This is a genomic window from Psychromonas sp., from assembly GCF_041586535.1.
Classification (GTDB): domain Bacteria; phylum Pseudomonadota; class Gammaproteobacteria; order Enterobacterales; family Psychromonadaceae; genus Psychromonas.
The window spans coordinates 1-12,191 of the sequence record NZ_JBFGZY010000125.1; the positions used below are offsets into that span (position 1 = coordinate 1).

Annotated in this window: 13 protein-coding genes; 7 read left to right on the forward strand and 6 right to left on the reverse strand. The window is 38.8% G+C overall.

Annotated elements, in window-relative coordinates:
- Positions 1 to 1,025 precede the first annotated feature (1,025 nt).
- From ABZA00_RS13430 to ABZA00_RS13455, 6 genes are all read left to right on the forward strand, one after another.
- A complete protein-coding gene (locus tag ABZA00_RS13430) occupies positions 1,026 to 1,565 on the forward strand; it encodes a helix-turn-helix domain-containing protein (RefSeq protein WP_372882668.1) in 540 nt (179 codons plus the stop codon).
- Positions 1,566 to 1,662: 97 nt separating this feature from the next.
- Positions 1,663 to 1,794, forward strand: coding sequence for a hypothetical protein (locus tag ABZA00_RS13435; RefSeq protein ID WP_372882669.1), 132 nt, complete (start codon positions 1,663 to 1,665; stop codon positions 1,792 to 1,794).
- A gap of 405 nt (positions 1,795 to 2,199) precedes the next feature.
- A complete protein-coding gene (locus tag ABZA00_RS13440; protein WP_372882670.1) occupies positions 2,200 to 3,027 on the forward strand; it encodes a transporter substrate-binding domain-containing protein in 828 nt (275 codons plus the stop codon).
- Positions 3,028 to 3,242: 215 nt separating this feature from the next.
- Complete coding sequence (locus ABZA00_RS13445; protein ID WP_372882671.1) at positions 3,243 to 3,914, forward strand: amino acid ABC transporter permease; 672 nt, start codon at positions 3,243 to 3,245, stop codon at positions 3,912 to 3,914.
- Positions 3,914 to 4,564, forward strand: coding sequence for an amino acid ABC transporter permease (locus ABZA00_RS13450; protein WP_372882672.1), 651 nt, complete (start codon positions 3,914 to 3,916; stop codon positions 4,562 to 4,564). The genes ABZA00_RS13445 and ABZA00_RS13450 overlap by 1 nt, the downstream gene beginning before the upstream one ends.
- Complete coding sequence (locus ABZA00_RS13455) at positions 4,561 to 5,283, forward strand: amino acid ABC transporter ATP-binding protein (RefSeq protein ID WP_372882673.1); 723 nt, start codon at positions 4,561 to 4,563, stop codon at positions 5,281 to 5,283. Before ABZA00_RS13450 ends, ABZA00_RS13455 begins: the two co-directional genes overlap by 4 nt.
- Before the next feature lie 193 nt (positions 5,284 to 5,476).
- Here ABZA00_RS13455 and ABZA00_RS13460 read toward each other — a convergent pair whose 3' ends face one another.
- The 6 genes from ABZA00_RS13460 to ABZA00_RS13485 form a co-directional block, all read right to left on the reverse strand.
- A complete protein-coding gene (locus tag ABZA00_RS13460) occupies positions 5,477 to 6,820 on the reverse strand; it encodes an MATE family efflux transporter (protein WP_372882674.1) in 1,344 nt (447 codons plus the stop codon).
- 252 nt (positions 6,821 to 7,072) lie between these two features.
- Positions 7,073 to 7,348, reverse strand: coding sequence for a DUF2999 domain-containing protein (locus ABZA00_RS13465; RefSeq protein ID WP_372882675.1), 276 nt, complete (start codon positions 7,346 to 7,348; stop codon positions 7,073 to 7,075).
- A gap of 347 nt (positions 7,349 to 7,695) precedes the next feature.
- Positions 7,696 to 8,028: a hypothetical protein gene (locus tag ABZA00_RS13470; protein WP_372882676.1), complete on the reverse strand. Its 333-nt coding sequence runs from the start codon at positions 8,026 to 8,028 to the stop codon at positions 7,696 to 7,698.
- 377 nt (positions 8,029 to 8,405) lie between these two features.
- Complete coding sequence (locus ABZA00_RS13475; RefSeq protein WP_372882677.1) at positions 8,406 to 8,588, reverse strand: hypothetical protein; 183 nt, start codon at positions 8,586 to 8,588, stop codon at positions 8,406 to 8,408.
- Between the two features lie 250 nt (positions 8,589 to 8,838).
- Positions 8,839 to 9,537 carry a hypothetical protein gene (locus tag ABZA00_RS13480; protein ID WP_372882678.1) on the reverse strand — a complete coding sequence of 233 codons (699 nt, stop codon included), beginning with the start codon at positions 9,535 to 9,537 and terminating at the stop codon, positions 8,839 to 8,841.
- A gap of 984 nt (positions 9,538 to 10,521) precedes the next feature.
- Complete coding sequence (locus ABZA00_RS13485; protein ID WP_372882679.1) at positions 10,522 to 10,803, reverse strand: peptidylprolyl isomerase; 282 nt, start codon at positions 10,801 to 10,803, stop codon at positions 10,522 to 10,524.
- A gap of 160 nt (positions 10,804 to 10,963) precedes the next feature.
- Here ABZA00_RS13485 and htpX point away from each other — a divergent pair, with 160 nt between their 5' ends.
- Positions 10,964 to 11,830 carry a protease HtpX gene (gene htpX / locus ABZA00_RS13490; protein ID WP_372882680.1) on the forward strand — a complete coding sequence of 289 codons (867 nt, stop codon included), beginning with the start codon at positions 10,964 to 10,966 and terminating at the stop codon, positions 11,828 to 11,830.
- The last annotated feature ends 361 nt before the right edge of the window (positions 11,831 to 12,191 follow it).

Below are 12,191 nucleotides of genomic sequence, written 5' to 3' on the forward strand. Positions count from 1 at the left end.
ACGTTTTTTTGGAGTTGGAACGGGTTATATGGAGCATTATATTGCATGGTTTATCTTCATGGAAAACAAAGAATCTTACAAAAACAAAGTTTGGCTTAATGAAGCTCTTGAATAAGATCAACACCGAAGTGGAACAGAGCCAATTATAACCAGTGTTATTGATTCTGCAAGCAACATGAGCACTTCGTGCTCAAGACCTTATATCCCCGAGCTAAAGCAGCAGAGTTTTACGGTCTAATCTGATAAACAGACCCAACCTGCAATACATATAAAACCAATAATGACTCATTGAGTTGTACATAATCAATAAAAGTGATTGTTAAATTATTATTATAAAAATAATAACTTACACGCTAAAACGAAAAGATAATTATCTGTATGGATTTACGCCCATCACGGTGACTTTAAACAAACGGGGTAGTTTTTTCATATTGAAGGCATAAATGCATTTGTAGAGAATTTTCGAAAAACAGCACTATTTGTGAAAAAGCATGTGAGAATACCTGAAATTGAGTTTCTTCCTTAGCATATCTTCGGCCATTAACTGGGCATAGGTCGGCCATCATCATTTACTACACTCGCGCAAAGTAAACTCGACTCTTTGAAAAATATGATTAAACAGTTCGGTATTGGGGGAGTTCATTATTAAAGCGTGATATTTCGAATTCTTTTTTCATTTTATACGCTTTCCAACAATGGTAAGATTTGTATCTATTGTGCGTTATTACGTATGAGCTAATATCCCCATGTTACTTCAAGATGCAAAATCAGCAAGCCAAATTGTTTTTAGATGCTAAACATAAAATTGAAGTATAGTCATTCTACATTGAGGTTTGATAACGACGCAGATGAATACAATTTGGTCCGCCCTGCGGGGGCTCAGCTCGAAAACCAGTATTGCGTTACAGCATTCGATAAGGAAATAACTATTATCGTCATGCTGCGCCTTATTCTGGTCCTCGAGCAGAGTCCTGATAAAGCATTTTGAAGTATCATGGGTCTATAACGTGTATCTGAGGTAAAAAATGGATGAGTTAAATTTCAAGTCGCATGTTGCTGATCAATTAAAGTTTCTACGCCAGCAAAAAAAACTGAGTTTGGATGCAACGGCGAAACTTACTGGTGTTTCTAAAGCGATGCTCGGGCAGATAGAGCGACAGGTCTCCAGCCCGACTATCTCTACGCTGTGGAAAATTGCCAGTGGCTTAGAAACTTCATTTTCCGCTTTTTTTGCTGATACCCCGGCGCTTTGCTCCAGCGAAGCTATTTTCCCTGATGATCCTAAGATGCAGATAAAAACTCTGTTTCCGTTTAGCAGCGATGCTTCCTTAGAGATGTTTGAAATCACCTTGACCGACTATCATAAGCAACTATCATCGCCCCATGGTCGTGGAGTTATTGAGCATATCCATGTTTTGCAGGGGGAGTTGGCGCTTTTTTTAGATGGCCAATGGCATCCGTTAAAGCAGGGGGAAAGCAAACGTTTTTTTGCTGATCAGCCCCATGGCTATCAAGCGATATCTGCAACGACTACGTTTCAAAATATTATCTGCTATCCAAAGTAAACTTGGTTTTTCGTTACAGCGGGGCTCTAAGTTAAAATCTATATCAATAGCCTAAAAGTTAGAAAATATTCAACTGCAGCCTTCTGCATTGGCGGGTTTGATCGGTCCGGTAATTGTTACTGAAAAAATGCGTAACGCCATTCACCTTGTCTGGGCAACGGGAGGCGGGATGGTGCCGGAAGAAGAAATGTTCTCATACCTTACTAAATCCCTCCAGGAAGTTACCTGAACTAACCAGAAAAACATTTCCACATTAATAGGATTATTCATTAGTGGATGAGTCTATTACGTTTTTTTGCTTACATTTAATTAGAGGTCTTTGCATAATTTTTTAAGTCAGATGGTTTTCATAGTGTTAAAAATGTTCTAATACTGTTTTTTATTAATCACAAATCTTTATGGCCAGTCTAAAAGCATCTGGCAGCTCAGTTCAATGGTTTGAAATCAGAACTCTCATCCAACACATATTTAGTTTTCATTAAATATTTCATTTAACTCTAATGATTTGAGTGCTAAGTAAATATTCTGTATGCTAGTGGCGAATTTATAATAATTTAAAACAACTAAACCTGCAGTTCTGCTGGAGGATTATTAAAATTTGCTAAATGTAAGATAAAAAACTCAAGGAGGAAGTATGAAATTAGTAAAAAAAATCTCGTTAGTCGTGGCTTCAATTGCAGCATTAGGCGCTTTTTCTGCCGCCAGTGCAGATCAGCTTGATAACGTTATAAACCGCGGAACTTTAAATTGTGGGGTTGTGCTTGATTTCCCGCCAATGGGATATACAGATAAAGACAATCAACCAGCCGGTTTTGATGTTGACTATTGTAACGATCTGGCAAAAGTTTTAGGCGTAAAATCAAATGTAATCAATCTGACATGGGCAGATAGAATCCCTTCATTGATTTCAGCTAAAACAGATGTTGTTATCGGTTCAACCTCTGACACATTGGAGCGTGCGAAATCTGTTGGTTTTACCTCTCCCTATTTTGTTTTCAAGTTTCAGGTTTTATCTAAAAAAGGCGTGAAAATGACCTCTTTTAACGATCTTAAAAATGTCAAGGTGGGAGCTGCTATTGGTACCACATATGAAACTGAGTACTTTAAATATGCGGATGAAAAAGGCTGGGGAAGATCTAACTATACTTCCTTCAAATCAGAAAACGATGCATTCTTAGGCTTATACCAAGGTAAAATCGACGCGCTTGTATCTACCAATACAAATATAGCGACAAAACTTAGTTCCGGTCAGTTTGACGACTTTGTAGCAGGTCCATTTGTTCCTAACTATGATGATGTAGTGGGTATTATCGCAAAAAGAGATGAGCTTGCCTGGATAAATTATCTGGATCTATTTTTGGTTCATCAAATTAGAGATGGCAGACTAAATGAGTTGCATATAAAACATTTTGGTACTCCCGTATCGGCAGATATGGTTCAATCATTAAGAGATAATAAATAAGTTTATTGTCTCGCCTTAATTAAAATAATTAGTCCTCCGGCCCGGTCGGAGGATTATCCCGCAGAATAGAACAGCTGAATTTGTGGTATCAGCCTATCACCTTCAGGTGATAGAACAATTAATCCTCTGGAGCGGTTCATCAAATCAAGCCTTCTGCTTTTGCGAGGGTATTTGGTTATTTAAAGGCTCATTAAAGGAGTTTAGTAAGAGGGCATATGGACAATTATGAATTTCATTGGAATGTTGTATTTAATGCATTCCCGCAACTATTAAATGGGGCGTTTACAACGATACATGTATCTGTTTTATCTATGCTTGCAGGCATAGTTATTGCGGTATTTTTAGCGTTAGGGAAGATGTCAAGCTCAAAGGTTTTATACCATATTGCAAATGCCTGGATAGAGATAGCAAGAAATACACCGGCACTTTTTCAGATATATATGGCATATTTTGGACTGGGTGCCTATGGCATTCACCTTAGTCCATACTTTGCCGTTTTTTCTGCGTTAGTATTTATCAATGCAGGCTACCTGGCCGAAACATTCCGGGGTGGTTTTCAGTCAATTCCAAAGACGCAATATAGTGCGGCAAAATCACTTGGAATGAATAGCTTTAAAGTTTATAGATATGTGTTGCTGCCACAAATGTTCAGAAGGATTTATCATCCAATGACAAATCAGTTTGTCTGGTCAATACTGATGAGTTCGCTCGGCATACTTGTCGGCATGAATGAGCTCTCAGGTGAGACGCAAAGACTTCAATCCAGTTCATTTAGAACATTGGAGTTTTTTATAGTAGCTGCAGTGATGTACTTTGTGATAACAAAACTGGTGCTGCTGGCATCTAACTTGATTTCAAAAAAAGTTTTTAAAGGGGAGCTTTCATAATGAATTTATTTACTCCTTTATCCTGGAGTGATACCGGCTTTATTTTAACCGGTATTTTAAACACCGTCTTTATATCTGTCGTTGCGATAATTGTTGGTACCCTTTTAGGGGTGGTAATCGGATTTGTAAGAGCAGAATCGAGTAAATCTGTAAATATTATCTTAGGGGCATTTTTAGATATTCTAAGATCTGTACCGTTAATTATTCAACTGATACTTTTCAGTACTTTTATTGGCGCTGTCGGATACCCGCTGGATCCCTTTGTTGCAGGCTCAATTATACTGTCACTTTATACAATGGCATTTATGGGCGAAGTTTTTAGAAGTGGCTTTAACAGTGTGCCAACTTCCATGATAAAAGCGTCGCGATCCCTGGGGATGAGTTACTGGCAAACAGTAAGATATGTTCGCATACCGATAGGAATGAGAGCAGTTTTTACATCGTGGCTTGGTGTGGCATTGAGTGTAATAAAAGACTCGGCACTTGTTTCAGTTATTGGATACATGGAATTACTTAGAACCGCAGAGCAGTTGATATCAAGGACACAACAACCAGTGATGATACTGATAGGAGTAGGATTGTTTTATTTTATGATCTCTTACCCCTTGTCGCTTTATGGTAAACATGTAGAAAGGAAAATGGCAATATGATAGAGATCAAAGGCGTTCATAAGTCTTTTGGCGATTTGGAAGTTTTAAAAGGCATCGATTTAGAGGTAAACAGAGGTGAAGTTGTTAGCATCATTGGTGCAAGCGGTAGTGGAAAATCTACGCTTTTATATTGTATTAATGCAATTGAGTCTATAAATAGTGGACAAATAATTGTTGATGGGGTCGATGTTCATAACAAAAAAACAGATATAAACAAATTAAGACAGAATTTAGGGATGGTATTTCAGCAGTGGAATTCTTTTCCCCATTTAACGGTATTAGAAAACGCGGCTCTTGCTCCGCAGGTTGTAAAAGGGTTTAGTAAAGAAAAGGCGGAAGCGATTGCCACAAAAGAGTTAAATCACGTTGGTTTGGGTGATAAGCTTCATGAATACCCGACGAGAATGTCCGGAGGCCAACAGCAACGACTGGCCATCGCCAGAGCATTAGCGATGGAGCCGCCTTATATGTTATTTGATGAGGTGACTTCGGCACTTGATCCTGAACTGGTTGGCGAAGTTTTGGATACCTTAAGATTGCTTCGTGATGATGGTATGACTATGATTTGTGTTACTCATGAAATAGCTTTTGCAAAAGAAGTATCTGATAAAGTTGCATTTTTTCATGAAGGATTGATTGAAGAGATAGGAACACCTGAGCAAGTTCTGGATAACCCGCAAAGAGAGAGAACACAGCAATTTTTAAGTAAAGTGCTTTGATCACTTTAAACAAGCAAAGTCCTTCTAACTCGGTTGTTATGCTTTCTGCCAGTCGGGCCGGATGCATATTCTGATAACGAGCGCTGCAACCGTTGCTGTCAACTGAGTCATAACGGGGGTCTTTCATCTTGATAGTTAAGATGAAAGACCTTCCCAGCCCGCTAACGACAATAAAAATTTTTTTCCATTGCAGTTAGGTCAACGAATAACGTACCCACGTTTTTGAACGCCAGCGGTTAAGCATTACGATGCCTCTAGCCCATTCATCCAGGCCGATCGCTAAGCATGCGCCCATCACCCCATATCCCCAATGTATGCCGAGCATATAACTAGCGAGTACCGCAATCCCCCACATACTAAGAATACCCATTTGTACAGGGAACTTAATATCGCCAGCGCCTTTAAGCGCGGAAATAAAGATAAGGTTAAACACGCGACCGGACTCGATGAAAATCGCGCCGGCGATGAGCATCGCGATTAACGGGATGATCTCACTGTCTTGTGTAAACAGGCCAATAATCGGATATCTAAAAGCAAAGATTAGCAGTATGACAGAGGTCGAAACCAGCAGACCGAGCAAAAAATATTTTTGTACACGTATCAAGATATCGTCGACCCAGCCTTTGCCAATAAAGTAGCTGGTTTGTATTTGTGCCGCTTGCCCTAAAGCGAGCGAGAAGGCGAAGGACACGCGAGTGATATTTTGCATATAAGTGAAAGCCGTCAATGACGACGTTCCCATTTGAACAACAAAGTAGACAATAGTCATTTGCGCCATATTATAAGAAAGGATCTCTCCGGCGTTCATCGCGCCAATCTTCATTATTCTCTGGTAGATGCTATTGGAAATGTTTTGCCACTCTTTGAATGGTAGTTCAATACCCTTGGAACGAATCAACAGACACATCAGAAGGGTGGCGACAATTTGACTTACCACCGTCGCGATGGCGACACCGGCTACGCCATATACAGGAAGACCAAAAGGTTGATACAGTGCGATATAGTTGCCTGCAATATTGATTATTCCGGCGATAAGATTAATCACCATAGGTGAGCGGGAATACCCGTGGCTACGTAAGATCGTGGTAAGCACGATACCCATAGTAACGTTAAAGGTGAACGAACCGCTAATAATCAGATAGTCGTAGCCAAATCGAGCCACTTGATTTTCTAAGCCAAAGAGCGAAATAAAGAATTCGCCACCTAAAAAGATAGCAAGGCTGAGACCTCCACCGACGATAAGCGCCAGCAGAATACTGGCAACGCCGACATGAGCGGATTCTAGCGTTCGCTCCGCGCCATTGTATTGTGCGATCAGGATACCCGTTCCACTGCTGACCATCATCGAGACGACGATCAGAAAAAATGAAATTTGAGAGATCACTCCAACTGCTGATACTGCAAGATCCGAGTAGCCACTGAGCATAAAAACATCGGTGGTGTTGAGTGCTGTGCGTAACAGTACTTCGATAAAAATGGGCCAGGTCAACGCCACAATATTCATGCGTTTGTTGAGCGTTGAAGATGAATTAGGCATAGTAACCTTGATTGAGTGTAAAAGGAGTAGGGTATCTGGATCCGGTAGTTTGCTGTAAATGAATAGAAATGTAAACGTCATCAACGTTTACCGGCAAGTCATATTATCAAACCAATATTCTACTTTGTATAATCTGCTGTGTAACGTATTGAACCTTATTGTTTTACCGTTTACGGAGATGATTAGCTATTAGATGCTTGTATTAAATTAATAAAAAAGCCTCAACAGAGTATTGAGGCACTCTCGTATTTATCAGTTATTTGCTCTCTTGTAGTTTAGCTCTTGTAGTTTAGCTTTTGCTGCTTCTACTTTTGAAAAGTCTAACTTTAACTCTTCTACGGCTTGTTTGATCAAATCAGGGTTGCCCATCACCATCATCATCAGCGGTTTCAATTTCTCCTGAGGAATACCTAAGCTTTGAATGATGGTCATTGCCGCCAACGGATTCTGCGTTAGGGCTTGAAATACTTCCGTGATTTTCTCATCAGTGACATTGTGATCTTTTAGTGTTTGAATAATTGGATTCATTAGCTTTTCTCTTTAATATTGATGCGCCTCAATTTACCTTATTTTCATGCTGATTGCGATATTATCCTGTGAAGGGGGAATGAGGGCAGGTCTTTTTATTTTGACTCTATTTCTCGAATTAATGAGCAAGTTTAGACAGCATTAGAACTTGCTTCCCCAATAACAGCACTTTTTTAGTTTCTTTGTTATCGTTACGGAGAGTAACAAAAAGCTGGGCAGTTAAAAATTGATATATATAGTCGTAATTTCTGGATGTAAAGTGTGAGGCTTAACATTGATTGATCGCCATCAGTTAGTCGCAACTTTTGCACATGACGTCGCCTGAAAATAGTTTCATTAAGAAACATCTAAAATAGATCCTTGCTATTCTTTTTTCTGGTATGGCAATAAAACAATTCCATCGCATTGATAAATGAATTGTTTTTTGTCTCAAAAGGCGGGTAATCGCCTTGTTTTTTGATCAGGTTGGCTGATATTTCGCTAAGATTATCGCCATTTTGGTGTGGGCCTGGCCAAGCATTCGTTACAGTTTTATGCTCCTGGCTAACATCTGCTTCTGCGGTTTTATCTTCAGCTGACACACTGACTGGCATTGACCAAAACTGTTTCGCATTGTTTGCACCTACTTTTTTATTTTGTTTGCTGTAGGTAGGTGTATATTTATACTCTTGATATTCCATTTCAACCGTGTCGGGAAGCGTTAAGTGCTCTGAAACGGCTTGCCCTAATTCAGTTTTTCTCAGCTCCTGATGTAATTTTTCCGGTGCAAATATGTTGGAGTGCGGCCAGTGGGTCGAGCTGTACATTTTTAGGGAAAACAGGCAGAGAAGGGCATTAAAGGGGCAATCTGTAGTAAGCGCTGCTGATAGTCAGCCGACAAGGGCTGCCATTTGCCATAAAAGTGGGGTTGTTTTGTGTTTTGTGGGCAACTAAAAACGGAATATATTGATCGTTTTGGATCACATAACTGAGTTCTACCGCCATTTTAAACCAAAATTTTGTATCATCAGCCAATTGCATATCGTCTGCAAAATAATAAGATTGAAATTAAGCTCTTTTAAAAAGCGAGTGGCTGCTCTATTTTTATCACGTTTAAAGTTAAGTTAGCCATCCCTGCATAATCACCTTCACTATCTTGCAAATTGTTTAAATTAGCAATAATAGGGGAGGGGATTACTTGTTTGTTGCGATTACAAGGCAGGGCAACGCTAAGCTCTTCTACCGTCGCGATCTGCTTCATGTGTTTGCTAATCAGTTGCCTTGGTATAAAACGGATAAAATTCTCTGTAAACTAGTTGGCTAATGACTTGGTATCGCTTTGGTAAGGGTAATAATTGTTTTTTAGGGTTACCTTGCTATTAAGCTTTTTGGCTTGTTCGAGCTATAAGTATAAACAACCCGTGTTGTTAAACTCATAGCCTGGCTGTTGCCAAAATAGATGGAGGATTTGCATTTATTACTACCCTTGTTTATTTGAAGCTTGTATTTTCTTATAATTTTTTAATGTATTGAGAAATATCTACAATATTGTCACCTTTCATAAGCGCTGCTCGATTTTCTGTCGAGAATGCACTTAACCAATAGGATAAGAACGACTCAGTTGGGAAAATATAATCCTTATTGCCTTTGATCATACGTGGGGTTTGTCCGGTAAACAGATTAAAGCCTAAACAATCGGCGTCTTCATTAAGCATTCCCTCTTCGTAGCAGAGACTTTCAAGATGCCAAGCCACTTCTTTGATATGCCCCTGCACGCTCCGATCGCCACGTTGATAAAAGGCACAGGTATTGATCAAGCTGTCATAGACATCAATACAACTATCGGCTTCGACGCTATCGATTGCCCGTTCATCTGCAATGCAGAGAAAGTTTGCTTTTAAATGCATTTCGAAGGTGTTTAAAAATTCATATTGATCACCTTTTTTACCAGCAGGAAAGGTCAGGCAATAGCGGCTGAGATAATCCATCGCTATCAGGTATTTTTTACGCTTAATCGAAACGCAATGCACTACCCAATGCCACTGATAGCCATTGTTTTCCTGCGCTTCGATGTCTTTCGGGAAAACGGGTGTTGCAATAGAGTCTGCAATCGTTTTGTGAGGGGCTGGCTCTATACAGCTTATCTTTTTACCTTTGCGGATCACAGTAAAAAACTCTGCTGCCGCTTTACTACAATTAAATATCAACATACCAATCCTAATCAATTTTTATTCTATTTTTCATGTTTTAGAAAGTTTAATAAGAGCAACTCTCTGATTTAACATAACATAACTAAACTTATCTACCTAAACTACCTCAATAAGCTGATTCAGTGTTTTATCGCGATGCTATAACAGCTTCTAACATGATGACAATGGTTTTCCTTTGTTCTGTGCTTAGTATTTTACATAGTAGTAATGGAGTTAGGTGTGGTATTCTGACAATCAAGACTTAAGAGAAATATTTCTGATCTTTTATGTTGAGTCAATTCAAGTAGATGCTGGTGGTGATTTTTATCATGGTAAAAGGTTAGTGAGAGATGTACTTAACTGGCTTTTTAGCTACTTTTTTCTATTGCAACCTCAGGTGCGTCATGAAGTGAGTTGACATTACCATCAGTTAGTCGAAACACTTATGGTCAATAGCTCCCCTTTTTACAGTTAATATTGCCTGAAAAATAGTGCCACTTCGAAAAGTCTAAGATAGATCGTTGCTATTCTTTTTAAAGGCAGGCTGAAATGTATCTTTGACCCGTATCCGAACTTTTATTACTTTTATTAGGTGATTGTTGCAATTAGCTGGTGGATTATATCCACACAAACAGACCCAACCTACAATGTATGTAAAAAACCTATAATGACTCATTGAGTTGTAAATAATCAATAAAAGTCATTGTTAAATTATTTGATTTAAAAAAAGCTAACACGCTAAATAATCGATTTAAATTATACCAATTCCGTTAATTAGATGATCTATTTAAGCGTAGAAAAAATGAATAGATAATTATCGGATTTGGTATTATCTGCTTGATGTCTTTTACAAGAGGCGGATATTGGGATTATTCTCTATGAAGGTAGGGCAGGTTGCTAACATGAAAATTAACAATTGAATAACTTATTATAAAATTGTTAAAAAAGCCCTTTTACAGTTCTGTAAAAGGGCTTTATATGTATCAGTAAATCTTCAAAATAAGATTAATCTTTACGGCTGGTTACTTCTAACAGATGGTAACCGAACTGAGTTTTAACTGGTCCCTGAACAACACCAACAGGTGCGCTAAATACCACTTTATCAAATTCCGGCACCATCATACCTGGTCCGAACTCGCCTAATGCGCCACCTTGTGCACCAGATGGGCAGCTTGAATGTTTTTTAGCAAGTTCTGCAAAATCACTGCCTGCTTCAATTTGTTTCTTAAGGTCGATACAGCTTGCTTCTGAGCTTACTAAGATATGACGTGCACTTGCTAGAGCCATTTTATTTTCCTTTTATGTTATATAATTGACTACGATAAATTATTTTAGGCAATCAAGCAAACCGTAATTAAGTTGATTTAATTATTTTTTTGTTAACCCCTTGTAAAACAAAATTTATGTCATATTATGTCTTTATGTTTTAATTCATTTAGAGGTTTTTATGAAACGTATCGTGTTATTTTTACTAACAAACTTGGCCGTTATGCTGGTATTAGGTATTGTACTGAGTTTGGTTTACAGGTTTACCGGATTAGACTCGAGTAGTATGGGCGGATTGTTGCTCCTTGCTGCGGTATTTGGTTTCGGTGGCTCCTTTATATCATTAGCGATGTCCAAGTGGATAGCGAAGCGCAGTACCGGTGCTGTGGTTATTATACAACCTAGCAATGAAACAGAGCGCTGGCTTGTTGATACAGTAACGGCTCAGTCTAAAAAAGCAGGTATTAAATGTCCTGAAGTAGCTATCTATAATGCTCCTGACATCAACGCTTTTGCTACCGGTATGAATAAAAATAAAGCCTTAGTTGCAGTTAGCTCCGGACTATTACAGGCCATGACCCGTGATGAAGCTGAAGCAGTACTTGCGCACGAAGTTAGCCACGTTGCTAATGGTGATATGGTGACATTGACCCTGTTGCAGGGTGTAGTGAACACCTTTGTTATCTTTTTAGCTCGTGTTTTAGGCGGCATTATTGACAGTGCGATGCGTAATAGTGATTCGGAATCAGAAGGGCGCGGATTTGCTTATTATATTATCGTATTTGTGTTAGAAATGGTTTTTGGCGTGCTTGCGAGCACCATCGTGATGTATTACTCCCGTCAACGTGAATTCAGAGCGGATGCCGGGGCAGCTAAACTCGCGGGTAAAAATAAAATGATTGCAGCGTTACAGCGTTTACAAAAAGGTGCCGAGCCGCATTTAGAGGGCAGTATGATGGCATTTGGTATTTCCGGAAAACGTAGTGGTGGATTATTTATGTCACATCCGCCATTAGAAAAGCGTATTGAAGCACTTCAGCAATCTTAATAACCCCATTCTTCTCTTTACAAGAAAAAGCAGCGGTTTAATAACAACTCGCTGCTTTTTATCTGTATCTATTTATTTTTTCTGCCACAATTCAATTTAACTAATTGAATAAATTGTTGTCTACTTTTCAAGCCTGACAGTCTTTCATTTTTCAGGCTTGAAATGTCAGCAGCATTTTTCTTACACCTGCTAATCAAATAATACCAATTCCGTTAATTAGATGATCTATTTAGGGGTAGGAAAAATGGATGAAAGCAAGGCATTGATTGCAGTAACTAGTTGTTCTAATTGCAAAATCAATAACGAAGCTAGCATTCATTTTAACAAGCATAAATGAATAGATAATTATCGGATTTGGTAT

What these genes read in the sequence shown, in the direction of transcription:
- ABZA00_RS13470 (WP_372882676.1), bottom strand. Translation starts at nt 8,028, where the DNA reads ATGGAATATCAAGAGTATAAATATACACCTACCTACAGCAAACAAAAT.
- ABZA00_RS13475 (WP_372882677.1), bottom strand. Translation starts at nt 8,588, where the DNA reads ATGAAGCAGATCGCGACGGTAGAAGAGCTTAGCGTTGCCCTGCCTTGT.
- ABZA00_RS13440 (WP_372882670.1), top strand. Translation starts at nt 2,200, where the DNA reads ATGAAATTAGTAAAAAAAATCTCGTTAGTCGTGGCTTCAATTGCAGCA.
- ABZA00_RS13465 (WP_372882675.1), bottom strand. Translation starts at nt 7,348, where the DNA reads ATGAATCCAATTATTCAAACACTAAAAGATCACAATGTCACTGATGAG.
- ABZA00_RS13445 (WP_372882671.1), top strand. Translation starts at nt 3,243, where the DNA reads ATGGACAATTATGAATTTCATTGGAATGTTGTATTTAATGCATTCCCG.
- ABZA00_RS13480 (WP_372882678.1), bottom strand. Translation starts at nt 9,537, where the DNA reads ATGTTGATATTTAATTGTAGTAAAGCGGCAGCAGAGTTTTTTACTGTG.
- ABZA00_RS13460 (WP_372882674.1), bottom strand. Translation starts at nt 6,820, where the DNA reads ATGCCTAATTCATCTTCAACGCTCAACAAACGCATGAATATTGTGGCG.
- ABZA00_RS13430 (WP_372882668.1), top strand. Translation starts at nt 1,026, where the DNA reads ATGGATGAGTTAAATTTCAAGTCGCATGTTGCTGATCAATTAAAGTTT.
- ABZA00_RS13450 (WP_372882672.1), top strand. Translation starts at nt 3,914, where the DNA reads ATGAATTTATTTACTCCTTTATCCTGGAGTGATACCGGCTTTATTTTA.
- ABZA00_RS13485 (WP_372882679.1), bottom strand. Translation starts at nt 10,803, where the DNA reads ATGGCTCTAGCAAGTGCACGTCATATCTTAGTAAGCTCAGAAGCAAGC.
- ABZA00_RS13455 (WP_372882673.1), top strand. Translation starts at nt 4,561, where the DNA reads ATGATAGAGATCAAAGGCGTTCATAAGTCTTTTGGCGATTTGGAAGTT.
- htpX (WP_372882680.1), top strand. Translation starts at nt 10,964, where the DNA reads ATGAAACGTATCGTGTTATTTTTACTAACAAACTTGGCCGTTATGCTG.